At 43.1% G+C, this 25,806-nt stretch carries 25 protein-coding genes; 10 read left to right on the top strand and 15 right to left on the bottom strand.

The window, feature by feature from the left end; translation table 11 throughout:
- Positions 1 to 780: 780 nt before the first annotated feature.
- From DC094_RS14165 to DC094_RS14150, 4 genes are all read right to left on the bottom strand, one after another.
- A complete protein-coding gene (locus DC094_RS14165) occupies positions 781 to 1,029 on the bottom strand; it encodes a YfhL family 4Fe-4S dicluster ferredoxin (RefSeq protein ID WP_116687751.1) in 249 nt (82 codons plus the stop codon).
- Positions 1,030 to 1,061: 32 nt separating this feature from the next.
- A complete protein-coding gene (gene coaD, locus DC094_RS14160) occupies positions 1,062 to 1,553 on the bottom strand; it encodes a pantetheine-phosphate adenylyltransferase (RefSeq protein ID WP_116687750.1) in 492 nt (163 codons plus the stop codon).
- Between the two features lie 80 nt (positions 1,554 to 1,633).
- Positions 1,634 to 3,250: a GMC family oxidoreductase gene (locus DC094_RS14155; protein ID WP_206605665.1), complete on the bottom strand. Its 1,617-nt coding sequence runs from the start codon at positions 3,248 to 3,250 to the stop codon at positions 1,634 to 1,636.
- Positions 3,250 to 3,804 (bottom strand): hypothetical protein, encoded by a 555-nt coding sequence (locus DC094_RS14150; RefSeq protein ID WP_116687748.1) that lies wholly within the window; start codon positions 3,802 to 3,804, stop codon positions 3,250 to 3,252. The genes DC094_RS14155 and DC094_RS14150 overlap by 1 nt, the downstream gene beginning before the upstream one ends.
- A 261-nt stretch (positions 3,805 to 4,065) precedes the next feature.
- On the opposite strand from DC094_RS14150, the gene gpt reads away from it, so the two are divergent.
- From gpt to DC094_RS14130, 4 genes are all read left to right on the top strand, one after another.
- Positions 4,066 to 4,551 carry a xanthine phosphoribosyltransferase gene (gene gpt, locus DC094_RS14145; protein WP_116687747.1) on the top strand — a complete coding sequence of 162 codons (486 nt, stop codon included), beginning with the start codon at positions 4,066 to 4,068 and terminating at the stop codon, positions 4,549 to 4,551.
- A gap of 193 nt (positions 4,552 to 4,744) precedes the next feature.
- A complete protein-coding gene (prlC, locus tag DC094_RS14140; protein WP_116687746.1) occupies positions 4,745 to 6,787 on the top strand; it encodes an oligopeptidase A in 2,043 nt (680 codons plus the stop codon).
- Positions 6,788 to 7,046: 259 nt separating this feature from the next.
- A complete protein-coding gene (locus tag DC094_RS14135) occupies positions 7,047 to 7,346 on the top strand; it encodes a hypothetical protein (protein ID WP_116687745.1) in 300 nt (99 codons plus the stop codon).
- Between the two features lie 271 nt (positions 7,347 to 7,617).
- The gene (locus tag DC094_RS14130) at positions 7,618 to 8,568 is read left to right on the top strand and encodes a DMT family transporter (RefSeq protein WP_206605664.1); all 951 of its coding nucleotides are present in this window, start codon (positions 7,618 to 7,620) and stop codon (positions 8,566 to 8,568) included.
- A 370-nt stretch (positions 8,569 to 8,938) separates the two neighbouring features.
- On the opposite strand, the gene DC094_RS14125 is transcribed toward DC094_RS14130, so the two are convergent.
- The 5 genes from DC094_RS14125 to DC094_RS14105 form a co-directional block, all read right to left on the bottom strand.
- Positions 8,939 to 9,385, bottom strand: a complete 447-nt coding sequence (locus DC094_RS14125) for a hypothetical protein (RefSeq protein ID WP_116687744.1) — start codon at positions 9,383 to 9,385, stop codon at positions 8,939 to 8,941.
- A 49-nt stretch (positions 9,386 to 9,434) separates the two neighbouring features.
- Complete coding sequence (locus DC094_RS14120; RefSeq protein WP_158527332.1) at positions 9,435 to 10,076, bottom strand: HAD family hydrolase; 642 nt, start codon at positions 10,074 to 10,076, stop codon at positions 9,435 to 9,437.
- An 84-nt stretch (positions 10,077 to 10,160) separates the two neighbouring features.
- Entirely contained in the window at positions 10,161 to 11,309 is a 1,149-nt protein-coding gene (locus DC094_RS14115) for an endonuclease/exonuclease/phosphatase family protein (RefSeq protein WP_116687742.1), read from the bottom strand.
- A gap of 3 nt (positions 11,310 to 11,312) precedes the next feature.
- Positions 11,313 to 12,794, bottom strand: coding sequence for a hypothetical protein (locus tag DC094_RS14110; RefSeq protein WP_116687741.1), 1,482 nt, complete (start codon positions 12,792 to 12,794; stop codon positions 11,313 to 11,315).
- A 16-nt stretch (positions 12,795 to 12,810) separates the two neighbouring features.
- Entirely contained in the window at positions 12,811 to 13,776 is a 966-nt protein-coding gene (locus tag DC094_RS14105) for a hydrolase (RefSeq protein WP_116687740.1), read from the bottom strand.
- A 132-nt stretch (positions 13,777 to 13,908) separates the two neighbouring features.
- Between DC094_RS14105 and DC094_RS14100 the strand changes: the two genes are divergently transcribed.
- A complete protein-coding gene (locus tag DC094_RS14100; protein WP_116687739.1) occupies positions 13,909 to 14,406 on the top strand; it encodes an MOSC domain-containing protein in 498 nt (165 codons plus the stop codon).
- Position 14,407: 1 nt separating this feature from the next.
- On the opposite strand, the gene DC094_RS14095 is transcribed toward DC094_RS14100, so the two are convergent.
- The gene (locus DC094_RS14095; protein ID WP_116687738.1) at positions 14,408 to 16,081 is read right to left on the bottom strand and encodes a long-chain-fatty-acid--CoA ligase; all 1,674 of its coding nucleotides are present in this window, start codon (positions 16,079 to 16,081) and stop codon (positions 14,408 to 14,410) included.
- Between the two features lie 251 nt (positions 16,082 to 16,332).
- Here DC094_RS14095 and DC094_RS14090 point away from each other — a divergent pair, with 251 nt between their 5' ends.
- Complete coding sequence (locus DC094_RS14090) at positions 16,333 to 16,698, top strand: hypothetical protein (RefSeq protein WP_116687737.1); 366 nt, start codon at positions 16,333 to 16,335, stop codon at positions 16,696 to 16,698.
- 110 nt (positions 16,699 to 16,808) lie between these two features.
- Here DC094_RS14090 and hemE read toward each other — a convergent pair whose 3' ends face one another.
- The 3 genes from hemE to DC094_RS14075 all read right to left on the bottom strand — a co-directional run bounded on the left by hemE (position 16,809) and on the right by DC094_RS14075 (position 20,220).
- A complete protein-coding gene (hemE, locus tag DC094_RS14085; RefSeq protein ID WP_116687736.1) occupies positions 16,809 to 17,873 on the bottom strand; it encodes a uroporphyrinogen decarboxylase in 1,065 nt (354 codons plus the stop codon).
- Between the two features lie 219 nt (positions 17,874 to 18,092).
- Complete coding sequence (locus DC094_RS14080) at positions 18,093 to 18,794, bottom strand: hypothetical protein (RefSeq protein WP_116687735.1); 702 nt, start codon at positions 18,792 to 18,794, stop codon at positions 18,093 to 18,095.
- Between the two features lie 91 nt (positions 18,795 to 18,885).
- Positions 18,886 to 20,220: a Na+/H+ antiporter family protein gene (locus tag DC094_RS14075; RefSeq protein WP_116687734.1), complete on the bottom strand. Its 1,335-nt coding sequence runs from the start codon at positions 20,218 to 20,220 to the stop codon at positions 18,886 to 18,888.
- A gap of 723 nt (positions 20,221 to 20,943) precedes the next feature.
- Between DC094_RS14075 and metC the strand changes: the two genes are divergently transcribed.
- Positions 20,944 to 22,131 (top strand): cystathionine beta-lyase, encoded by a 1,188-nt coding sequence (gene metC, locus DC094_RS14070; RefSeq protein ID WP_116687733.1) that lies wholly within the window; start codon positions 20,944 to 20,946, stop codon positions 22,129 to 22,131.
- A 36-nt stretch (positions 22,132 to 22,167) separates the two neighbouring features.
- Here metC and DC094_RS14065 read toward each other — a convergent pair whose 3' ends face one another.
- The gene (locus DC094_RS14065) at positions 22,168 to 22,653 is read right to left on the bottom strand and encodes a hypothetical protein (protein WP_116687732.1); all 486 of its coding nucleotides are present in this window, start codon (positions 22,651 to 22,653) and stop codon (positions 22,168 to 22,170) included.
- A gap of 197 nt (positions 22,654 to 22,850) precedes the next feature.
- On the opposite strand from DC094_RS14065, the gene DC094_RS14060 reads away from it, so the two are divergent.
- Positions 22,851 to 23,372: an RNA methyltransferase gene (locus DC094_RS14060; protein ID WP_116687731.1), complete on the top strand. Its 522-nt coding sequence runs from the start codon at positions 22,851 to 22,853 to the stop codon at positions 23,370 to 23,372.
- Between the two features lie 169 nt (positions 23,373 to 23,541).
- On the opposite strand, the gene DC094_RS14055 is transcribed toward DC094_RS14060, so the two are convergent.
- Complete coding sequence (locus DC094_RS14055; RefSeq protein ID WP_116687730.1) at positions 23,542 to 24,417, bottom strand: hypothetical protein; 876 nt, start codon at positions 24,415 to 24,417, stop codon at positions 23,542 to 23,544.
- Positions 24,418 to 24,638: 221 nt separating this feature from the next.
- Between DC094_RS14055 and DC094_RS14050 the strand changes: the two genes are divergently transcribed.
- On the top strand, positions 24,639 to 24,968 hold the full coding sequence (locus DC094_RS14050) for a TrmH family RNA methyltransferase (RefSeq protein ID WP_241504056.1): 330 nt from the start codon (positions 24,639 to 24,641) through the stop codon (positions 24,966 to 24,968).
- 55 nt (positions 24,969 to 25,023) lie between these two features.
- A complete protein-coding gene (locus tag DC094_RS14045) occupies positions 25,024 to 25,800 on the top strand; it encodes a hypothetical protein (RefSeq protein WP_116687728.1) in 777 nt (258 codons plus the stop codon).
- Positions 25,801 to 25,806 lie beyond the last annotated feature (6 nt).

Raw genomic sequence — 25,806 nt, 5'->3', positions numbered from 1 at the left:
CAAACTCTTCAATTTAAAAATTGAGGTGATCAATCTGGCCAATCTTGAACACAAGCATAAGCTTGATATTCTTTCATGGTCACTTGATCGGTGCGCTAGATAAATCCCGTAAGAATAAATTCTTAAGAGAAGCATCAAATCGACTTTTGATTGTCGACCGTCACCTGCAAGTGTCCACACAAATTGCATGAATGATAAGTTGTTAAAGAGCCAACTCAGCGGGCTGCGCTGAGCGAGTAGGCTGCGCATTCTACAATGCGAAACCAAATTGTCAAGCAGAATGTTGAAGCGAACTGTAAAAGTTTTTAAAACGGCGCTTTCGAGTAGAAAGCTTTAAAAACCTAGTGAAACAAACAGTCTGACTGGCTAAAAGCCGTTCAATTCGTTGTGTCTCGTTGTTCGTGTCTCGTTCTGTTTGCGTTGCTGCCGTGACAGCGAGGTCGCATTATAGGGATACAAAGACAGAACACAAGCGGTTTGCTAAAGAATCTGCCAGAAAAAGTAAGTTATCTGTAAAGAACACCCTAAGTGACTGATTGTGCGTGCAAGCCGCCTGCAGAGTGGTTTATTCAATCCAAAAAAACCATCGAATCTGACTCTGCTAAAAGCTAGTTAGCTGTAGCAAACAAGGGGAAAGGCTTTCAATTTTCCGATATGACCAAAACAGCACCTGAAATAACAAAGGCGCCCAACCACGTTTGCAGTTGTGCGCCTTTATTAAGGCATGATCACTGGATTAATCGGTCACCATGCAGAACCTTCCTTTATAGAGAAGATTACTTATTCAGCTTGTAGCTTGTCGTACTTGACCATCAGCTGCTCTTCATCTTCCACGTGATCTGGATCTTTTGGGATACAGTCCACTGGGCAAACAGCAACACACTGGGGTTCGTCGTAATGACCTACACACTCGGTACAACGGTCAGGAGCGATTTCATAAATTTCTTCGCCCTGGGTGATCGCGCTGTTTGGGCACTCAGGCTCGCAAACGTCACAGTTAATGCATTCATCTGTAATAATCAGGGCCATGAAACGACTCCTCCTGCAAATTTGACCAATATTTAAGTTTTCTTTGTTCCGACCTTATCCCGAAGCGCTTGTGTCACGACCGGGTGAACAAAACCTGAAACATCTCCATGCAGCTTGGCGATTTCTCTCACCAACGTCGATGCAATAAAAGAGTGTTGCTCAGCTGGGGTCAAAAACAAACTTTCCAACTCTGGCATTAAGCGCCGGTTCATATTGGCCAGCTGAAACTCATATTCAAAATCGGATACCGCCCGCAGGCCGCGGATTAAGGCTGTCGCATTACAGTGCTTCGCGAAATCTACCAGCAACCCCTCGAAGCCGACAATTTCCACATTTTCCAGATGCCCGACTACTTGTCGTGCCAGTTCGACTCTTTCTTCAAGATCAAACATCGGCGACTTGCCTGTTGTAGCGGCCACTCCTAACACCACGTGGTCAAACATTTTGGCGGCACGTTCCACCAAATCGGCATGGCCGTTGGTGATGGGATCAAAAGTTCCTGGATAAATCACTGTATTTTGCATGCTGACGTCCCTACCTGCAGCGGATGAGCGCATAATAAACCAAAGGTTAAACCATAACCAACCACAAAAATCTCCGGGATTCAGGCGCTTTGCGAAACGGGAATCGTTCCGGTTAACCGCTGGGCTAGCCCTGAAGCTTGTTTGGCAGCCAGACCATATATAGAAAGCTGTGGATTGGCACTGATGCTAGTCGGGAAAGCGGAGCCATCAAACACCCATAAGTTATCGGCATGATGAAAACGTCCCTGACTGTTAACTACTGAACGCTTTGGATCCTCGCCCATCGCACAACCGCCCATGACATGTGCCGATAAAAGTCGTGCTCTTAATGCTTGGAGTGGTAATTCATCAATTTCTCGCCGAGCCTCCTGCCAGCTTGAATATCCCATCACAGGTGAATCCAAATGCATTGGAATCACTCGATGCGCACCCGCAGCAAACTGGGTTTCAGCCATCGACTTCCAAGCACGGCGGAAGCCGTCCCATAGATAGTCAGTAATTGGATAATCCAATAATGGCGAGCCATCATCGCGCAATTTTACTTGCCCACCCTGGCTTTGTTCATGAAAGCCATCTCGAAGCAAAGCGATCATGGCATGAACCCGCGGGTAACGCTGCATTAATGAAGCGTGGTGCTCACCAAACTCACCGAGAATGATCGATATTAACACCGGATGCAGCGGTGGCACCTCTAACTTAAAGCCCATTTCCTGGGCATGATCTTGCTGCTGGAAATAATCGGAATAGATCGATTGCGGTGCACCAGAATAAGCTTCAACCCGTTTCGGCATTTCAGCAGCCACCGCATTTACCGGGTGTAAAAAGGTTCGAGCACCAATAGTTTTGTTCGGATCGGCTGCTTTAGACCTTAACAATAGCGCTGGAGAGTTAATCGCACCGCCAGCCAATACATAATGCTTGGCCTTAACGGTCACCTTGGTTCCGGAAGGTCGATTACCCGAAGCATCCAAAGCCAAACAGTCCAGACCAACTACTTGGTCGCTTTTGAACTGAATTTTTTCCACTCGGCATCGGCTGATTAAAGTCGCACCACTATTAAGTGCCGCCGGTAAAGTCGTCACCAGCATCGATTGTTTGGCATTGGTTGGGCAGCCCATGCCGCAATAACCCAAATTCCAGCAACCTAAAACATTACGGCGGATGGTGTGGGAAGGAATGCCTAATTTGGTCAGGCCGCGCTGTAGAATACTGTTGTTTTCATTCGGCGGCGCTTTCCAGGTATCGATATTCAGCCGCTGTTCCATTTTTAAAAACCACGGCAGCATTTCTTGGGCAGAAAATCCTTCGACAGCAAAATTCTCTTTCCAATAATCGAGGGTTCGATCTGGAGTACGAAAACTGGTGGTCCAATTAACCACCGTGGTGCCACCGACTGCCCGGCCCTGGAAAATGCTAATTGCTTTATCTGCGGTTTGCCGGCCAGCCGATTCTTGATAGAGCGCCGGATAAGCATCTTTTTCCATCATTTTGAAATCAGTTGAGCTTTTCAGCGGCCCTTCTTCAATAATCAGAACCTTTAAACCCGCCTGACTGAGGATTTCAGCAGATACACCACCACCGGCACCACTACCAATAATCGCTACATCGGCCTCTAAAGTTAAATCTTCAGTCAGCAGGGCGCCATCTCGATGATCCCAACCGCTAGCCAAACCTTGTTTAATAGGATCAATAATCATTAGCTGACACCTCCAAATAAATGATGCGGCGGACCAGGGTAGCCAATGCGTTCCCATGATTTTGGATTGCCATACCAAGCAGCCATGGTCAGCTTGTGTAGTGCTGCGTAAGCCGTTTGCAATAAACCAATCGGATGATTTTTCATCGCATTAAGGAAATCTGCGAGCTGCTGATCCGTTGCATGGTCCCAGCCATCCCAAACCTGAAATAGCAGCCGTCGGCTAGGCGCCAACTCCAGCAGCATAAATAGCTGGTCAACTTCTTTTTGTATCGCAGGGGTTAAACCGGAAACGGCCAAGTCAAAGCCGTAAACCACTTCATCCAGCGTTTGCTGACGTGCCGGATTATTGGCAGGAATCGCTCCTTGCAACATAACCGGTGCAAAGCGGGAAACAATGTTGGCTCTTTGCGGCGTTAACCATTGGAATTGATCAGACAGCGCACTGGAATAAGCAGATACGTTTTCACCAAACGGGCCGTAAGCCAAGCGTGCTGCGCCCAACATACATACCCCGGCAATGCCGGTTTTTAATAATTGTCTACGACTGAGCATTCCCAGTCTCCCTCTTTGATTATTGTTATTTGCAGCTTTTTTTAGGGTGATGCTGGCAGTAAAACTGCCTTATTGAATCGCACTCTACTGAGGAAAAGACAAAATGACCAGCCGGTCAGGGTGGGTTGTTTCGATCAGAAAAGATCACAGCAGTAAAAATTAGCTGTTTAATTGCAGAAAATGCCATAAAATCGCTCGGCAATACTCTAATCCCACGGTATTGCAATAAAAAGCTGCCGTAAAACCAGTAGTAAAAAAACCATGAGCAGTTATAACAACGACGTCATCAAATCCTGGGCAGAACTCCATCGCGATAGCCGTGAATTAGCCCGACGCCTCCTCAATAAGCAGCAATGGAAAGGGATTATTGCTGTCACCCGTGGCGGTATGATTCCCGCCGCCATAATCGCCCGCGAACTGAATATCCGCATGATCGATACCCTGTGTATTTCCTGTTACGACGACCAACAAATGGGCGTGCTCAAGATTATAAAAGATGTGTCAATCGATACTGACGGTGAAGGTTACCTAGTGATCGATGATTTAGTCGATACCGGCATGACATTGAAAGCGGTGCGCGAAAAGCTGCCTAAGGCGCATATTGCGACCTTATATGTAAAACCTGCCGGAGAAGGCTTGGTCGATAGTTCGGTTTACCAATTTAGCCAAGAAACCTGGGTACGCTTCCCCTGGGATCTGGAACTGAATTACGCTCAACCATTAGTTAATCGCCAGCAAGAAAATTAATTCAAAATTGTGAATAAATAGCCATCGGATACTTTCTTCCGATGGCTAAATTTGCTTTTTTACTAGCAAAAACAGCCAAACAACCAGCAATTATCTGATGGCTCACGCCACTGCGCCCGCATTACTGGCACACAAACAAAATCAGGATTAGGATTGCCAGTGATATTTATTCTCAATTGGGTAACTCAATTCCATGACCACTGAAAATCCTCTGCTTACATCAGCTGTTCTGCCACCGTTTAGTCAAATCACCACCGACCAAATCGAACCTGCAATCACGCAACTGATTGAGCAAAGCCGCAGCAAGGTTGCTGAGCTGCTAGCTAATCCTCAATTAAGCTGGGACGGTTTGATGGCACCGCTGGAAGCAATGGATGATCAGCTGGAGCAAGCTTGGTCTCCGGTTTCCCATATGAATTCAGTGGTGAACTCTGAAGATTTGCGTAATGCCTATAACGCCTGCTTACCAAAACTGTCGGCATGGGGCACAGAAATGGGGCAGAACAGAGCCTTGTTTGAAGCGATTCAGGCGATTGCCGATAGCGCTGAATTTGCTACGCTGGGCCAGTCTCAAAAGAAAGTGATTGAAAACAGCCTGCGCGATTTCCGTTTATCTGGCGTAGCGCTAGATGAGCAAAAGCGTCAGCGCTTCGGTGATATTCAAACTAAATTGTCTGAGCTTTCCAGCAAATTCAGTGAAAACACCCTCGATGCCACCATGGCATGGAGCAAACTAGTTGAAGATGAAGCTGAGCTAGCAGGTATTCCAGATAACGCCAAAGCGCAAATGGCTGCTTCTGCCGAAGAAAAGGGTCAAAAAGGCTGGCGTTTAACGCTGGATATTCCTTGTTTCTTACCGGTAATGACTTATTGCGATAACCGCGAATTACGCCATGAAATTTCTCGCGCATTTGTTACTCGCGCTTCAGAAATTTCAGTCACCGGCAGTGAAAAAGATAACAGCGAGATCATGGCTCAGTTATTAGAACTGAAGCATGAAAAAGCACAGTTATTAGGTTTTGATAATTACGCACAGTTATCTGTTGAAACCAAAATGGCCGACACCCCTGAGCAGGTGATTGAATTTTTAACTGACCTCGCTGGCAAAACACGCAGCCAGGCAGAAAAAGAAATGGCCGAATTAGCTGATTGGGCAAACACCAATCACGGCGCTGGTGAATTAGCATCATGGGATATCGCTTATTACGGCGAAAAACTCAAACAAGATAAATACGCGATTTCCCAGGAAGCTGTTCGCCCATGGTTCCCAGCGAATAAAGTATTAAATGGTTTGTTTGAAATCACCCATAAACTGTTTGGTATGACGGTAACTGAAGTTCAGGGTACCGATACTTGGAACGACGCAGTGCAGTTCTTTGAAATTAAAGACAGCAGCGGCCAATTGCGCGGTAGTTTCTATCTTGATTTATACGCCCGTGAACACAAACGTGGCGGCGCTTGGATGGATGTTTGCCGTAATCGTCGCAGCACCGAGTCTGGCCTGCAAAACCCAGTCGCTTACTTAACCTGTAACTTCACTCGCCCAGTGGGTGACCAGCCTGCGCTGTTAACTCACGATGAAGTGACCACTTTATTCCACGAGTTTGGCCATGGTATTCACCATATGCTGACTCAAGTAACTGCTGCTGGCGTTGCCGGAATTAACGGTGTGGCATGGGACGCAGTAGAGCTGCCAAGTCAGTTTATGGAAAACTTCTGCTGGGATCCTGAAGGATTAAAAATTATCTCTGGCCATTTTGAAACCGGTGACGCTTTACCAACAGAAATGCTTGAGAAAATGCTGGCAGCTAAAAACTTCCAGTCAGCCATGGGCATGGCACGTCAAATTGAGTTCTCTTTATTCGATATGCGTATTCATAAAGAATTCGATCCAGCTCAAGGCGCTCGTATTCAGCAAATTCTTGACCAGGTGCGAGCACAAATTGCCGTAGTACCGGTGGCTGAATTTAACCGCTTCCAGCATAGCTTTGGCCATATCTTTGGCGGTGGTTACGCAGCGGGTTATTACAGCTACAAATGGGCTGAAGTACTGAGTGCCGATGCATTCTCTCGCTTTGAAGAAGAAGGCGTATTCAACCCACAAGTCGGTAAAGACTTCTTGAACTGCATTCTGGAAAAAGGCGGCTCTCAGCCGCCACAAGAATTGTTTGAAGCCTTCCGTGGTCGCCAGCCAAGCATTGATGCCTTGTTGCGCCACACTGGAATTGCGGCTTAAGCTTAAGCTTGACCTTATCTGCGACAGCCTCCATGGCTGTCGCAACTCGCTTTTTTTAATAAATCAGCCAAGATTGTTTTATTCTGAACAATGGAATGTTCAACGTGTACTACATATTTTGTGATTTAGACGAAACACTATTTACTCATATAGACCAGCAAGAGAAGCGCCTCTCCGATCGACAAAAGTTAAATGTTGGCCCAACATTCAAGTATCGAAGAAGTGACCAGTCAGCGATTACTCTAATTGCACTTTATCAATGGATGCACTGGCATTTTTTTCAGAAATACTTCGTCAATATAAAATCAACCAAGAAATTGAACTGATTTTTTTAACATACGGAGCATACGGAAAAAATCTTATTAAAAAAATATTTCAGGTTTTTTTAATTGCGAAGAACTCCTTGAGTATGCAAGTTATCTTAGAAAAGACGATCAACTCACTGCTTTTAAATCACAGTTTTCAGAACTCGCCAATAGCCCTGATTTCTCTGCTATCAGGAAAAGCAAAAAAAAAGCCGACAGACTTCACAATGACGTTAGCATTACTATGTACCTAAAAAATATGGCTCTTCCGCAGACTCTAGAAATGTTTGGCTGATTGATGACAATGCAACAGAACTAGATTGTTGTCGGGAGATGGGCATTAATACCATCAATTCCAAAAGCGATATTTATATCGCACTTCTCGATAACCTATTAACCAACCTAAAGCTTAGAGCAAGTGATCAAGTAGAATTACCCGAGGTAAATACGCTGAGCTAGCCTTTATCTTCAAAAGATTGGATTTCAATGTAGAATCCCTATTCACAATTTTTGAATAGTGATCCTATGAGCCGAAGTACTGATCGCTTGAGTAGCAATAGCCCTCATTCTAATAATCCAGATGCCGGACAAACTCTGCAATCTGACGCCATCTTAATGCTCACCGCTGCAATCTGGGGTTTTGCCTTTGTTGCCCAGCGTGTGGGAATGGAGCATCTGGGTCCATTCAGTTTTAACGGCATTCGTTTTTTAATGGGCTCACTGGCCCTGCTTCCTTTGCTTTGGCTGCTGCCAGATAAAAAACCTCACCCGACTTCGACACCAAAAGGCGTTTGGTTCGGCGGATTAGCGCTAGGACTGTTGTTATTTTGTGGCGCGTCATTGCAACAAGTTGGCTTGCAATACACCACCGCAGGAAAAGCCGGTTTTATCACCGGGCTTTATATTGTATTGGTGCCGGTGATTGGTTTGTTTTTTGCGCAAAAAACTCGCTCAATCACTTGGTTTGGCGCCTTAATTGCTTTAGCAGGTTTATATTTTCTGACGATTGAAAAAGGCAGCGGAATCAACAAGGGCGATGTGCTAGAACTGATCGGTTCAGTCTTTTGGGCCGCTCATGTATTGCTGGTGGGCTGGCTAGCGCCGAAACATAATACGCTGACTTTATCTTCAATTCAGTTTGCCGTTTGCGGCGTATTAAGTCTTGCTGTGGCGCTGCCGCTTGAAACCATCACTATCGATGCGATTGGAAAATCTTGGCTGCCACTGGCATATGCCGGATTAATGTCGACTGCAATTGCCTACACCTTACAAATTGTCGGCCAGAAAAAAGCACCGGCTGCCCACGCTTCAATAATTTTGAGTTTAGAAGCGGTATTTGCTGTTTTAGGTGGCTGGTTGTTGCTTGACGAACATTTGACTGAGCGCGCATTGATTGGTTGTGGATTAATGATGGCGGGTATGCTGATTTCGCAAGATCTTTTCTTTAAGAAAAATCGGGCTAAACCGAGCGTGTAAAGACATTATCTCTGGGGATACACGCACCGGCATCCTGTAAATAAAAAAAAGGCCGCTAAATTAGCGGCCCAAAAGGATATGCACATAAAGATCAATCATGTCAGAAGGCATCCTGCCTTCAAAACGATATATCAAAAGAGAGGCATGATAAAATTACGTTTAGCGTTACCCGGCGTGGTTAGGGGGAGAGTAGAAACCAGCCGCCCGGTAATGTGCCAACCGCTGCGACTATAGATAAATCAATTGGCTAGCGATTTGCGCCAAATCAACAAATGTTCGCACTGGAAATGAAAAACGCATTAAAACGAACATCTAAATCTGAACTGGTACTTCGCTCACAAAATATGATCTTCAATAATCCAAAATTACTTTATTGCCAATCCAACTGTTGCAATCGCCATTCTGTAGTGTGGCTAATCCAGCGGCTTTTCACACTCACCAATCGACCATTCTCTGGCAACAGCCCTCGCCCACCGGTGACTAATAATTCAGCCGTCGCATTGGCCTGCCCTTCATAGATTGGATCCACTTCAATATTCAATGCCACTAAATGCACCGATAGTTGGCCATAGCGCTTCAGCTGGCTACGTAGAAAAATACCACTCTGGAATTTATTCAACTGGCCATGCGGGCCGTCGGCACTAAAACCGCTATCAATCAGTTCAATAAATTGACTGGGTTTACCCTGCTCAACCGCTGCAATCATCAAGTCAATTGAACGACGGATTCCTTTCTCAGCGGGTTCGCCACTGCAGCCACTTGCTAACAATGAAAACGCAACCAATAGGCAACCAGTTAAAAAGTTTCGGCGCAACATAGATAATCTTCCCTAGAGTGGATTTGTTAGTGTTTTATTGTGTTAAACGTTAGAGCAGCTCCACCAATGGCAGTAACGAGTCAAAACGATAATCCGCCTGACCGGCAATTTGTGGATCAATCGGCCCATCTGGAATCAACAGGCTTTTACAACCGGCAGCTAAAACCGAGCGCAAACCTGGCATGGAATCTTCAACACCCAATGCAGCAGAAGGTTCAATTTTTAACCGTTCACAGGCGATTAAATAAGGCTTGGGGTTTGGTTTGGGAGTATCGACCTGATCACCCGTAACCAGCGTAGTAAAGCCAGTTAAACAAGGGTGCTGCTGCATATGCATCTGGGCAATTTCCATTCGAGAGGAAGTCACCAGAGCAAAAGGACGATTGCCAGCATTCAGCTTTTCAAATAAAGCCTCAACACCTGCTTTTAGCGGCATGCCCTGTTCAAACAGCGCTGCACCGTGAACTTCTAACCGATCGACAAAGACTTCACGGTCAAAACCTTCGCCACCAATTTCCGCCATATAGTCTTTACAGTGATCATAGCGAGCCCCCACAAAACGGGCGTACATCTGATCAGTTAGATTGATTCCAAACTCAGAAGCGGTTTTTTTCCACAGCTTTTCATAGCCCGCTTCACTGTCAATCAGGGTTCCGTCCAAATCCAGTAAAATGGCCTGGCACCAGTTCATATTGCTCATACTTCATATCAACGCTGGAAATTCTGTGCAGCAAGCTAACATTGTGCAGCATTTATTTCAGCTGGATAGCGACCATTAGCGCTGAATATCCAACCAAACCAATCGATGATCTGATGCAACGGATTTGCCCTGCTCTAACTTTTGATTGGAAAACAAATAGCCCAACTCATGTTCTGGCGGATACCAATAAACCCCGCTATTCAGCACATTCAGGTCAACTGAAGGCAGCACATAATCCAGCCGCAGCGGAAAAATATGGCTGCAATGCGCCGGATTCCCCCGATGTTTTAACTGAGGCAGCGATTTGGCAAAGGCCGCCCCGCCACCTGCGCTTTTTGGCGTTAACTCACCCAAAGCTGCCGAGCGATTAATTTTCGGGTGCTGCAACAACTGCATAATGGAATTTTGAAAGCTGTCGCCATCAACCGGGTCGGCATTAAAATCACCCAGCAGTACAAAAGACTGGTCATCTGCCAAGCCACTGGCTTGCCCGGCATCATCAACCAGGTAAGCCGATTTTTCATGGTCGATATAATCAGCAAACAATCGAATTTCATCATGGTTACGCCGGCCACTGCGCTGCTCTGCGCCTTGAAAAATTGGCGGTGTGGGGTGCATGGCCAATAAATGAATTGTTTTACCGTTAATGTTCACCGGCAAATCAATATGATTTTTTGAAGATAAACGAAATTGCTCCAGCACTTCAGCCGAGTAATAACTCGAACCATCAGCATTCACAGGTAAAGCAGCATCAGGCATCGCTTTCCATAAAAATTGCTGAAAGCTTCGAGCGTTTTTAATATCCAGCGGATATCGCGACAACAGCACAAAACCATATTGACCATGGTAATCACCAAAACCATAGCCATCACCCGGCAGGGTTATTTTTCCATCATTATTAATATCGACTTCCGCTAACAAACCGGTATTAGTCGGTGCCAAGTAAAAATAACCGTAATCAATCGGCAGACACTCTTTATCAGTTGGCTGTTGTGAGACATTTAAATAATTAGCAATGAAATCTTTAATACCCTGAGTATTTTTTGCCACACCATCATGGTCAAATTCATTTAATAGCAATATATCCGGGCGAACCCGCTGAATGATTTCTGCCACTTTCTTAATTTGCGGATGATATGGTTTTCCCAGCTGTTTGTTTAACTGGCCAGCCTTACGTCGGTCGAAGGCGACGTTGAAAGTGGCGATGCGGATAGATTCAGTCACTGATCATCTCCGGGTGTGGCGCTTGACGGCTACGATAAGCTGCCAAAATAAAACACCAAAAATTGGATATGAAACAAGGCTTATGAACTCCATTTCGGGGTATAAAAACCTCTTAATTGGGAAAATAGCCATAGCAAAATCATTGGCAAAAGTTGCTATCATATCAACAGGTTTTTTGAGTAATTCAGGAAGAATTTTATATAGACAATTACTGTTTTTACAAGCCATGAGCAAATAATTAATTAAACCCAGCGCTATAACCAACTCCATTGGTCTAAAATAATTTTGACCATAACCTGAAATTTCTTCATTGAACCAATAAGCTATTCGATCTTGATTCCACCAGCGATTATTTGAAATTTCTTCCCTATATTTTTTCATTTCAAGAGCGAAATATTTATTCCCTTCTAAATAGTTGCCCACATCATCAAAAGAATGCTTTATAATCCTGAATGTTTCTCTATTTGTTTGTTTTGGGTGTACTTCCGTATCAAGGAAGTTGGCTTCTTCTATAAAATTGGCTTTGTCTAATTTCAATCCCGAGCAAAACTCTGCACTACGAAAATTTACTAGCCCTGAGAAAGTTACGTATTCGAAAAATGCAGTTTGATTCAACTCAGAAACGTTGTTTCCAAAAACACATTTTTCAAAAACAGACAAGCCTTTAAATATACACTTCTTCGCTTCAAAACAAATGATTTTACTAGAATAAAAATCTATCAAACCATCAACATTAGTATCAATTAGTTTCATGACATCTATAGAGCAAGATTTCATTTCAAACTTTGATTTGAATTTAGATCCTCTTATATCAACAAGCTCAACACTATCATATTCATTGCATAAAAATTTCTCATGGAATAAGGAATCTTCAACAGCTATGTTTTTCATGGCACCTTTAAGATTACTAGCTTTTGATTCCACAAAAAATTTACTTAAAAACTCTGAGTTAACCACGGAAATTTTATCTCTAAAAGAGCATGCTTTAAACTGAGGGGCGGTATATTTACAGTGTTCGCTCCAACCCTCCAACGAATGTACTTTCCCTTCAAATGTACAATCGACATATAGACAATCTTGCATTTCCAAAGCATTGGCATTAGGCAGTTGCCATATTCTTTTAAAAAAGCAGTGATCGAATAAAACAGGTGTGCCTGACGTAAACGATTCTGCATAGACGTCACAATTATAGAATTTCACCACCCCTAACTTATTAATGATTTTTTTTAGAGGAAAACCATAATCTTCAAATGGACCAATATCATTTGCGCACAGAGGTATCTCACAATTTTCAAATTGATAGGTTCTTTCAGAAAATATTTTTTTGAGAAACTCATCTTCAATATTGCCTAGCAAAAAATCTTCAGCTCTATCAGTATTTATTTTGATCAAATTTTCAGTGGTTGCTAACTTCTCTACAATACACCTTGCTACACTTACCTGATACTTTTCAATATCAGCATTGGATTTTAAAATTTCTACCATTTTACTCTATCCTTCTTTAAATAACGAGACTTAACCACTCTACCACCCGTTTCGCCATCCAAAACTCTCCTCCAGCGCCAATAAACCCGGCATGGCCGCCGTGCTCGGCTAGTTCCAAAATGACCGTTTCAGATAAATGGTGGAGCCTTGGAATAACTGCCTCGGTCATAAATGGGTCATCCAGTGCCTGAATTAATAAGGTCGGTTTGGTAATGGTTTTGATAAAGGGCAGGCTACTGGATTGGCTGTAGTAATCGTACATGCCAGAGAAACCATGAATCGGGGCGGTGATTTGATGGTCAAACTGATAAAAGTTTTTAATGTTTTTTAATAGCTCAGGTGTCACACCATTCAGGTCGGTTCTTTTTGTCAGTTTTTTCTTTAGCGATTTTAATAAATAATTAGAATAGATTTGCGAAATACCTGAGTTAATCCGTCGCCCGGATTCTGCCAGCCAGAAAGGAACCGAAACCGCACAGGCACCATTCAATAATGCAGCATCGGCTTGCTCACCGAGATATTTCACCAGCTGATTGCCGCCCAGTGAAATGCCACAGGCAAAGCGAGCTCGATTTGGCAAGCGGGCTTGGAAGTGGCGTAAGACTCGATCAATGTCACCGGTATCACCCGAATGATACATTCGCGGCAAACGGTTCGGCTGGCCGCTACAGCTTCGCATGTTGAGCACTACCGGCTGGATATTTTGCTCAAGTGCCTGCCTGCTAATCGCTTTGATGTAATGCGAGCCACTACAACCTTCCAACCCGTGAATTAATAGCAATAGCGGCGCATCCTCTGGCAACAAACCATTAGATGCCTTACCCCAATCCAGATCGAGGAAATCGCCATCATTCAATTCAAGTCGCTGGCGCTGATATTGCACCTGAATACGTTTACCCAAAACAAAACCTGCCAAGGTCTGCAGGTGTGGGCCTTTCAGTAAAGAGTGTGGGCGGAAATCAGATGCAACTACCTGCGGCATAACTGTTGGGATACTCCTGAGTCTTAATAGAGCCAAATACTAAGATAATGACTACAAAATAGACAATGAAACATTTTCGCCATAAGTGAATCCAAGACCCATAACTTACGTTTCTTTCGTTTAGGAAAGACTATGAACGCTCAAGCCAGACTATTTAACCGCTACCTGAAAAATTTGCAGCCCGGCCAACTGGAATGGATTGGCTTAAGACCTGGCCGTAAAGAACCAATGCGCATCGTTGAGCAAGCCACTGCAATAGAAGGGCTTGGCTTTGAAGGCGATCATCGCAGTCAGAAAACACCTGGCAGCGCCCGGCAAATCACTCTGATCAGCCAGGAATATATCCAGCTAATTGAACAGTTAATTCAAAAACCGATTCAACCAGAAATGCTACGGCGAAATTTAGTACTGTCTGGAATTAACCTGCATGCATTACGTCATCAAAAGTTTCAAATTGGTGATGCAATATTTGAAGCGACCGCACAATGCCATCCTTGTGGAAGAATGGAGAAAGTGCTGGGAGAAAATGGTGTTGCCGCCATGCTAGGCCATGGCGGCTTGTGTGCAAAAATCTTGCAAAGTGGAAAAATTAAATTATCCGATCCAGTTATTAAATTATCTGGGGAATAATTTATACCGGTTCAACTTCGAGGCTTTTTTCTACTTCATCAAACTGACAGCTATCGCCATCCAGTAAATAATTCTGATATTCATATCGCAAACCGGTTTTTAATAATTTACCGGTTGCGGTATGCGGTAATTCTTCGACAAAAACCACTGCGTCTGGAATCCACCATTTTGCGACTTTATCATTGAGATAATCCAGAACCTGCTGTTCTGTCACTTGAGCATCAGAATGTTTTACTGCCAGCAGCAATGGCCTTTCAGTCCATTTATCATGCGCGACACCAATCACGCAGCACTCTTGCAAGTCTGGGTGGCCGACTGCAGTATTTTCCAAATCAATCGAACTGATCCACTCACCGCCCGATTTGATGACATCTTTTGAACGATCGACAATGTGCAAATAATTTTGTGGGTCAATGGTGGCGACATCACCGGTATCAAACCAACCATCAATAAAGTTAGAGCGATCGTTATCTCGATAATACTGATTCACAATCCACGGGCCACGAACCAGCAGCTTGCCAAATACCTTGCCGTCTTTTTCTAGCTCATTGTTTTGGTCATCGACTATTTTCATTTCGACGCCATAAATCGGCCGACCTTGCTTTTGTTGCAATGCGAACCGTTGCTCTAACGGCATCTTTTCCATTGCCGGTGTATGCGCATTTACCGTGCCGACAGGCGACATTTCAGTCATGCCCCACGCATGAACAACAAAAGCATCGTGATCATAATGGAATTTTTTAATCATCGATAATGGCGCAGCGGCACCACCAATCACTACGTTTTCAACCGAGGTTAATTGCTGGCCGATATGTTCCATATGGTCCAACAACATCAGCCAAACCGTAGGAACACCCAATAATAAATCCGGCTGTTCAACTTCAATCATTTCCCATAATGACTTGCCATCCAGACCTGGTCCCGGAAACACTAGCTTGGCACCGGTAATCGCTGCCGAATAAGGCACGCCCCAAGCATTAACATGGAACATCGGTACTACTGGCAGCATGCAGCAGGTATTACTGATACCCAGTGCTTCCTGACCAATTTCCGCCTGTGCATGAATAATGGTGGAGCGATGGCTGTATAAAACGCCTTTGGGATTACCGGTTGTGCCGGAGGTATAGCACAGGCTGGCCGCTTGATTTTCATCGAGCATAGGCCATTCAAAACCTTCATCACCATTGGCAATTAAGGTTTCGTAACATAGAACATTTTCTAACGTTGTTTCGGGCATATGCTGCGGGTCAGTCATAATAACAAACCCTTCAACGCCACTAATTTTATGCTGGATAGATTCAAGCAATGGCACAAAAGTCAGGTCAACAAAAATCCAACGATCTTGCGCATGATTAATGATGAATTCCAGTTGATCAGAAAACAGCCGCGGATTAACAGTATGCAATACCGCGCCCATGCCAGAAACCCCATAATAAAGCTCGAAATGTCGATAATTATTCCAAGCTAAGGTGGCAATTCGATCACCTTCTAGAATGCCTAACCCTTGCAAAGCACTGGCTAATTGGCGTGAGCGCATTGCAGCGTCTCGATAGGTATAGCGGTGTATATCACCTTCACAGCGGCGGCTGACGATTTCTGCGTCTGGATGCGTTGTTTCCGCATGCTCAATTAAACCAGAAATCAATAACTGGCTCGGCATCATGTTCCCTTGCATAAATCGTCCCCCTGGCTTGTGGCCGGTGTTGTTATTTTATGTTTGATCACGTTACGCAGTTAAAGAAAAAGTCGACTCTTCATTAACAGGCTCAGATAAAAGTACCATAAATACGGCGACAGCCATATAATATCAAAATCGTAAACTGCCTTAATGTGCTACTAAACTTCACGCGCAAGAAGAAGCGTGTGCTCGTTTAAAATCACTAGTAATTATTTATTACTGCACAACCATTATCAAATTAGAGAAGCATGAAATATTTATCTTCCTTATTACTCGCTATAGTAACCGTTGCTTTTTTTACTTTTATATTCCACCTCCATGGAAATAAAATTCAACCGCTGTTTTTGTTAAGCTCTTTTGCTTTTGGTGTTGCGATTATGCCTATCACAATTAGGCTGCCAGTATTCAGAAACCATTACATTAAAGATAAAATGTTACTAAGTGACCAACGAAACAGCATTCAGAATCAAAGAGTTGCTCCCGTCGCATGTGGGTTATTTGGCGCTGCTATAACTGCTATGTTTTTCTATCTGTTGAATCGCCATGATTTTTTACCTTATGTATTCTCTGCAGGCATTTCATCAGCGAGCATCAGCTTTTATTATGAGCCTTAAAATAAGCATAAAAAAACCCCTGCTGATTCAACATCAACAGAGGTTTCATTAAAAATGCTTGGCTAACCGATCTTCATGATCGATAGCGCATCATTAAATGCATGCAGCATTTAAGCGTGATACTTCGCGCTTAATTCATGCACCGCTTCAATAAATACGCCTGCATTCTCTGGATCAACTTCTGGCGTAATGCCATGACCCAAATTGAAGATATGACCGGTTCCCTTGCCATAAGCTTCCAAAATTCGCCCTACTTCGGCGCGAATGGAATCCGGTGAGCTGTACAGAACTGCTGGGTCCATATTGCCCTGCAATGCAGCTTTGGCACCGATACGTGAGCGTGCCTTGCCAATATCAATCGTCCAATCCAGACCAATACCGTCACAACCAATATCTGCAATGGTTTCTAGCCACAGGCCACCGTTCTTGGTGAATACCACCACAGGAACTTTGCGACCGTCATGTTCACGGATTAAGCCATCAACGATTTTTTGCATGTACTGCAAAGAGAAATCTTTATAAGCCTGTTCAGATAACGCACCGCCCCAGGTATCGAAAATCTGTACCGCTTGAGCACCAGCTTTAATCTGTGCATTCAAATAGCTGGTGACTGACTCAGCTAACTTGCTCAGCAACAAATGCAGCATGGCTGGCTGGTCATAAGCCATTCGCTTGATAGTTGCGAAGGTCTTCGATGAACCCCCTTCAACCATGTAAGTAGCAAGGGTCCATGGAGAGCCAGAGAAACCAATCAAAGGAACATCGCCATTTAATTCACGGCGAATGGTGCGAACTGCATTCATTACATATTGCAGCTCACCTTCTGGATCAGGAATCGGCAGCTGCTCGATTGCTTTTAGATCACGCAATGGCCGTTCAAACTTAGGACCTTCACCTGGTGTGAAGTACAAGCCCAGGCCCATTGCATCAGGGATGGTTAAAATATCGGAAAACAGAATCGCAGCATCCAGTGCATAGCGACGCAGTGGCTGAAGGGTTACTTCACAAGCCAAATCTGCATTGCGGCACAGATCCATAAAGCTACCTGCTTGCTCACGAGTGGCGCGATACTCTGGCAGATAACGACCCGCCTGACGCATCATCCAGACCGGGGTGCAATCTACAGGCTGGCGCAGCAAGGCCCGTAAGTAACGATCATTCTTAAGTTCTGACATAGGATGCTTCCGATAATTTGCTCGACAAATTTACCCGGCAAGCCTAACCGAAAATCTAAGCTGAGTCTTGACCTGTCTTCTTTAGCGGGTGCTAGCTACCTCGCAAGGGGTAGGTGTTGATTGGCATGCGTTATAAGTGAAGCTGCCTAGTTCTGTTTTATAAAATAACATTGCTTAATTACGCATTAACCTCTCTTCTCAAAAATCATCTTTATGCCGTTATGTTTTTTTTTCTCTTGGGCAAATAACTTCTGCAATAGTTACTTCTGCCCTTAAAATTACGGCATAATATCGCATCAAGTAACTCATTATTATTTTTTTTACTACATCATCAAAACCTTCAGGCCCAACATCAATTGTAATTTCGCCAACCATAGAGTCAAAAAAAGAAATGTAATCTTCGAAGAATAAAAATGGGAAATATCTGATTTCGTTATAAACATCTTTTACTTCAACAATAAAAAAACAATTTTTAGATTTAATATATCTCTTTGCTAAACCAGAAATCATCTCCAATTGAAGTTTTTGATGAATTTTTCCTACTAACCCTTTTGTTTTGAGACTTGCTAATTCTTGACTAAAAAAAACAATATCTAGACCACTTCGCGTTCCAGGCCATCGCAATAAAAAATTTCTATACTTATATTCATCACGTAACATTGTTTCTTTATCACCGTTCTTCCAATCACCACCCCAAAAATCTTCAGATATTTCAAGATACAGTATGCATGCTACATATGAATTGTTTTCGTACGACGTCAGTTCAGAAGTTTTTGTTTTTTTAAACCAAGAAGTGCTTCTCTTTAACTCACGAGGTATTCCTGATGGTGTAAAATGGCTAGATATATCATCGCCAGCAATCTTCATCATTCCATCTGCCATTTTCTCCCAAACATTCAGCTTACCGCTTTTATTGGTCATATTTATTCTTCCATGATTAAAAATCAGATGTAAAAAAACCGCTATAGCAGAAACTATAGCGGTTTTTTTATCTGTTTTGACTAAACAATCATCACAACACCATCACAGCTAACCAACCAAATAAAATCAGTGGAATGTTGTAGTGAATAAAAGTTGGCAATACCGAGTCACGAATGTGATCGTGCTGGCCATCAGCATTCAAACCGGCACTTGGGCCAATCGTTGAATCAGATGCAGGAGAACCTGCATCACCCAAGGCGCCGGCCGTACCCACCAGTGCCGCAATCGCTAATGCGGATAAACCCATTTCCATGCCCAGCGGCACATATAGAGTGGCGATAATTGGCACGGTAGAAAAAGAAGAACCAATACCCATGGTGATGAGCAAACCAACAATTAACATCATCAACACGCCAAGTGCAGTATTGCCAGCGAACAATTCCTGAATAGAAGCCACCAAGGTAGTGACTTCACCGGTAGCGCGCATCACTTCGGAAAAACCCGCCGCAGCAATCATGATAAAGCCGCAATAAGCCATCATCTTCATACCATCGAGGAATACACCATCGGCTTCTTTCCAGTTGATAACACCCGTCAGCATTAAGGTTAAGCAGCCAGCCAATGCGCCCAGACTCATAGAATCTGTCCACAACTGAGCAATCAAAGCAATCACCACACCCGCCGCACTACCCAATAATTTATTCATCGGTACGCTAACTTCGAGGGTTTGGTCGGCCTGCTCTGCTTCAGACATTTTGTAGTGACGTGGCTTTCGATAGGTCCAGAAAGCAGCAACCATCAAACCTAAGAACATACCGGCAACCGGAATCATCATTGCTTGCGGCATGATCGAATTACTAATTTCCAAGCCGTTAGTTCTTAAGCTTCCAGCCAGAATTTCAATCATATAAATGTTACCGAAACCAACGGGCAACAACATATAAGTTGCAGTTAAACCGAAGGTTAAAGTACAAGCAACCAAGCGACGATCTAAATTCAAGCGGCTAAAAGTCGCCAGTAACGGTGGAATCAAAATAGGAATAAACGCAATGTGCACCGGCACCAAGTTTTGCGATGCAACGGCCATTAAAGCGATGCTAGCTAATAAAGAAAACTTCACCTTAAAGCCACCCGCTTTCTGGCCATCCGTTTTACTTTTATTAATCACTTTAATGATTTTTGCTGCCAATAAATCTGGCACACCTGAGCGAGAAATCGCCATGGCAAAGGCACCTAAAAGTGCATAGCTCAGCGCAATACTGGCGCCACCACCCAAACCTTTACCAAAAGCAGCTAAGCTGGCTTCAGCTCCCATACCGCCAGTGACACCACCGACCAAGGCACCCATAAACAGCGCCAGTACCACGTTCATGCGAGCCATACTTAAAACAAGCATTACTAGCACAGCAATTACTACAGCATTCATAGTGAAAAAACCTAATTTTTAGATTGAGCACAGATTTGCCAATTGCAGCAGCCAAAATTGGATGCACTTTTCCTGCGAACTAATAGATTAGCGCTAGGTGAATCGACAAGTTTTTAGAAAATTTTTGGGCGAGTTGCCCATTTTACTATCTGAAACGCACTACCAGTTGAGTATCAATGGCAATGGTGATGATGCAGGTGGGAATGGTGATGCGGGATATCAGAGGTAACGCACTGGGCAGTACGGGAAACAGGAACAACCAAAGCAGCACGCCTTAACGGAATATCTCTGGTCGTCAGTAACTGTGTAAATGACCTTGATAACAACATCTTTGCAAACACTTGAAGCAACATGAACTCCGAGTGTACAAAGCAAATCCACGCTGCAACCTGTCCTCGATCAATAATTATGCAGCTGTAGGTTTTTTCTTTCCGCCACCAACTAAAACTGCAAGCTATTGTATCGCCTTTGTATAACTGTCATATTTTGGTTGTCATTCCTATCGATAGATGCAATTTGCAACACAACCAAGTGAGTAGATATGCAATAGAGATGAAAAGATCAATTGCATACTTTATATGGCTGCAGTTTTCGATCTAGGCCAGAAGTGTTTAAATAGGCTATCGGTTTGAGGAAAAATTTACGGAACTCGCCCGCCCAAATTGCCTCTCAAACCATACAAAAAATTCATACTCGTCATACTGTCACTCAGGAATTCCCCGCATGTCTCTAGATAAAATCGCTACCCAACTCGTCAATGCCGGGCGTAGCAAAAAAACCGGCCACGGTGCAGTAAATCCGGTGATTCAGCGGGCTTCGTCGATTGTGTTCGATAGCGTGGCAGAAAAAAAACAGGCCACCAAAAACCGCAGTAACGGCGAGCTGTTTTATGGCAGACGCGGCACCCAAACTCATTTTTCACTGCAACAAGCAATGACTGAGTTGGAAGGCGGAGCGGGTTGTTATCTTTATCCATGCGGCGCAGCTGCGGTTGCTAATAGTATTTTGGCATTTGTCGAAGCAGGTGATCATTTATTAATGACCGCTGCCGCTTATGAACCGACTCAAGATTTATGCAATATCAGTTTAAAAAGTCTCAATGTAGCGACTACTTTTTATGACCCATTAATTGGTGAAAAAATTGGCGGTTTAATTCAAACCAATACTAAAGTGGTTTTTCTCGAATCACCCAGCTCAATTACCATGGAAGTGCAAGATATTCCGGCAATGGTAAAAGCGATTCGAGCGGTCAATCCTGAAATTATTATTATGATCGATAACACATGGGCAGCCGGTGTTTTATTTAAAGCACTGGAACATGATATCGATATTTCGATTCAGGCTGGCACTAAATATATTATTGGCCATTCCGACAATATGCTGGGCACTGCCGTTGCCAACCCGCGTTGCTGGGACAGGCTACGTGAAAGATCTTATTTAATGGGGCAAACGGTAGATGCTGACACTGCCTATATGGCAGCCCGTGGCCTGCGCACTTTAGGTGTTCGCCTAAAACAGCATCAACAGAGCAGTATTACAGTCGCTCAATGGTTGGCAAAGCAGCCACAAGTAGAGCGAGTGAATCATCCAGCATTAGAAAGCTGTAAAGGGCATGAGTTTTATCTAAGAGATTTTAAAGGCTGTAATGGTTTATTTTCTTTTATTTTAAAAGAAAAATTAACTGAACAACAATTGGCTGATTATCTGGATAATTTCCAGCACTTCAGTATGGCTTATTCCTGGGGTGGCTTTGAATCATTAATTCTGGCTAACCAGCCTGAGCAAATAAATGCAATTCGCCCAAACAATCCGGTTGATTTTAGCGGTACATTGGTACGAGTACATATCGGGCTAGAAAATGTCGATGATTTGATTGAAGATCTACAGAAGGGTTTTCAAAGAATAGGATGAGCATTTGCTCACCCTATTTTTATTCATTTTGGAAAACTAGTGCTTAAACGATAATCCAAATGCAATTGGGCTAGCAATTGACTGATCGAGTGCAACAATGACTGCAGTTTTCTCGCTGTCTGAGCACTCGCCTTCAAGAGAGTCTTCTGTTATTTGCATCGATACATCGTGCAATACATTAATGAAAGCAATTTGCTTTTCATTCATGTAGTTATTTTTTGCCGCTAAGTTAACGAAGTCATAATGCTGTTGCCAGTTAAGCCGACACCAATTGGCCATTGCTGACAGCTTACCAGCGTCTAAAACCGCATAAGCATTAGCTGCTTTGATTGGCAGCTGCTTTCGCTCTTGCTCCGAATCTGGCTGCACTAACTTTTCAAGATCTCCATCTGGGATCACGGCTCTGCCCCAAAAGTTATTCAGGGTCATTTTGATCAAATTATCGTACATCGGATTAACTGTTGGCTCGGCCAGAACCGGTTGAGCGAGTGCAATTAAGCATAATAATAAGAACTTTTTCATCGAGTACAGCCCTGAGTCAATTTCAGATGGAAGTGCAAAGCCTGGTCGGTAGCAATCATCTATCGGTGGCCTTGCTGATTTATTTACAATAAGAATGATGCAGATACTGGCACTAAATAACCAGCCATTGAAGTCAAATTTGCTGTGTTACAATTTGCACTTTGCCACTTCCAATCCAACCAGTAGCCTCCCTTATCATGTCCAAATCTGTTGTTATCGGTCTGACCGACCCTAAAAGCCCTTCTAATGTCGGCTCTATTCTACGCGCTGCAGGTTGCTACCAAGCACAAAGCATTTGTTATACCGGCACCCGTTATACCAAAGCTGCCAAATACCATACCGACACCAAACAGATGTCACAGAAAATTCCGGTGACCGCGGTCGATAGCTTGCTAGATGCAGTGCCTGAAGGTGCCAAGATTGTCTGCATTGAGTTGGTAGAAGGTGCGGTTGCTCTGCCAGAATTTGAGCATCCAGAAAATGCTTTTTATGTTTTTGGGCCGGAAGATGGCAGCCTGGAACAAGCCGTTGTCGATCGCGCAGATGCAGTGGTTTATATCCCAACCATTGGTTGCATGAATCTAGCAGCCACGGTCAATGTGCTGCTTTACGACCGCATGGCAAAAAGCTATCAGCAACAAGCAAATAACCCACTTGACCAAGGCGATCAATTAATTCGCCAAAGTCGTGATACCAATAACTTACTCTCTATAAAATAGATTTATTCTTATTTAGGGCTTCAGAATTTAATAGATATTCCAAAATCACAATATCGGATGCGCAGACAGTTGCCTAACGCTGGATGATTTTGTAGCCAGGGTAAGCTTCAGGCGCGCCCGGGATGTGTGGGATGCTTTATATGTTCTAAGGCCCTTATTTTATTTAAAATCATATTATTATATCATCGACACCGCTCATGACTTTAAATGAAGCAATGTTCTCGTTCAATGGTTTGTAAGCATATATTGAATAATAACTTTTTTTACAAACATCTACTTGCGTAGATAATTCTTTTTCAACAATAAATTCTGATATTTTTTCTTGGTAGCCCGCTTCTTTCTTCTTAAAAAAAAACCCAAAACTAGGATCATATAAAGCAATGCCCTCCCCGTTATTAAACCCCGCCATGATATGCCCCCAATATCTATATTTTCTACTATCACCATAAGCAAGAGGGATTACCATTACTTGTGATATAAAAAAACAGCAAGCAGGATACCTATCCATAAAATCTGCAAGGCTATTTCCTGAGCAAGCCCGTTTGTAAGCTATCGCTTCATGTGTATCTTGAACAATACTCTTAAAAAATTCTGCAGAACCGGCATCATCTATTGTATACCCCATAAACTGCAAAAATTTATGAGACAAACCAAAAAATGAATGCTTAAGTTCAATTTTAATAGATTTGTTTTGATAGTCATTAATTGAAATATTGGTACAATGCGATTTATTTACAACTAGGTATTCAAATTTCTGCATATCTCCATTAAGTAAAAGTAAATAGACGCTCGCACCAAAACACACGCCCCTTTCTTCTTCTTTTTTATTTGGGTTAGCCAAGTCATTAGAGTAGCCAATTATATTTCTACCAATAGACTTCGTCCCGCCTAGAAAAGTAATACCACCGACACCATTATTATGTATTTTAAAGTAGTTCCAATATTCGAAACCATATTTATGGCACAAGCGTTCTAAGCCTCTTTCTTCTCTAAAAAGAAGGTCTTTAACAGCTTTATGCTCATGCTTATTATCAGAATAGGGCATTGACTCTCACCTCCAATTTTTAATCTTATAAAAAATTATGGCATCGATTGGCGAGCGATAGATCATCCCGCCATTGAAGTTTAGGTTGTAATGAAATAACTGGCACTCTTTAAGTATCGGTATTTCAGCACCCTATAAAATCATATTGTTTTTCATTATACCAAAGTTGCTAGCTGCTGCATTTCAACAGGTACACCCCGTGACTGCGGTCGGTCGATAGTTTGCTAGATGCGGTGCCTGAAGGTGCCAAGATTGTCTGCATTGAGTTAGTAGAAGGTGCAGTTGCCTTGCCAGAATTTGAGCATCCAGAAAATGCTTTTTATGTTTTTGGGCCGGAAGATGGCAGCCTGGAACAAGCCGTTGTCGATCGCGCAGATGCAGTGGTTTATATCCCAACCATTGGTTGCATGAACCTAGCAGCCACGGTCAATGTGCTGCTTTACGACCGCATGGCAAAAAGCTATCAGCAACAAGCAAATAACCCACTTGACCAAGGCGATCAATTAATTCGCCAAAGTCGTGATACCAATAACCTTTTGCAGGTTAAGTAGCTCTTACTTAAAATAATGCAATCTATACTAGTTCCAATATCTAAAGGAATTAGTTATGCCAAGCTTTGCTCTTTTTAAAGAGTCCGTTGAAAAATTTGAAGGATCAGCCTTACTAGATCTTTCCAGATTTAATTGGTCATTAGTCTTGGCCAAGCAAATGATGCTTCAACAAACTGCTGGAGCTTGCGAGCATTGCATGAGGATTGCTGAACATTTAGGCTTCTGCCTTGGAATTTCAGTCGTCTTTATAACTTTTTATGAAAACCCCATGTCTTTTAAAACATTACTTTTAAAAGATGAAGTAGTAGCAGAAACCATTGTTCGATGTCAGATCCAGCACCAATCACGGAGAGGAGATCACACCTCGCTCCTTAATTCTGGTGATCAATCTCCGACCGAAAAATTTTTAGAAGAAAAAAGTTTCTTTAATGAGCATACATTCAATGGAACAGAAAAAATAAGTGATTTCATAAGTTTAATTGCTAATTTTTCTAAATATACTGATTGCTACTTTCAAATTTATTTTCATGGGGCAATCCCAGGATCAGGAAGCCATGTTGTAACAGCTTGGAATAACTCAAAAAACAATACGATAATATTTTTTGATTCGCTTTATGGCATTGCTGAATTCTCGGAAAAAAATAGAAACAAACATTTCTCAATTTTTATTCATTGCCATCTGACACAAAACATACCAATGATTAATATTAAACGCTGGAATGCGACTATTTACAAAAAAACAAACAATGCATTGTTAAATATTTCAGAAAACATAGCAACAGCAATTCCCAAGAAAGATAGTTCAATTACTGGAAAAGAAACTTCTGTATAAATCAAT

Origin of the sequence: Pelagibaculum spongiae (genome assembly GCF_003097315.1) — a bacterium.
GTDB lineage: Bacteria > Pseudomonadota > Gammaproteobacteria > Enterobacterales > Pelagibaculaceae > Pelagibaculum > Pelagibaculum spongiae.
Note: the sequence above shows the minus strand (reverse complement) of the source record. Positions and strands in the feature narration are given on the sequence as shown.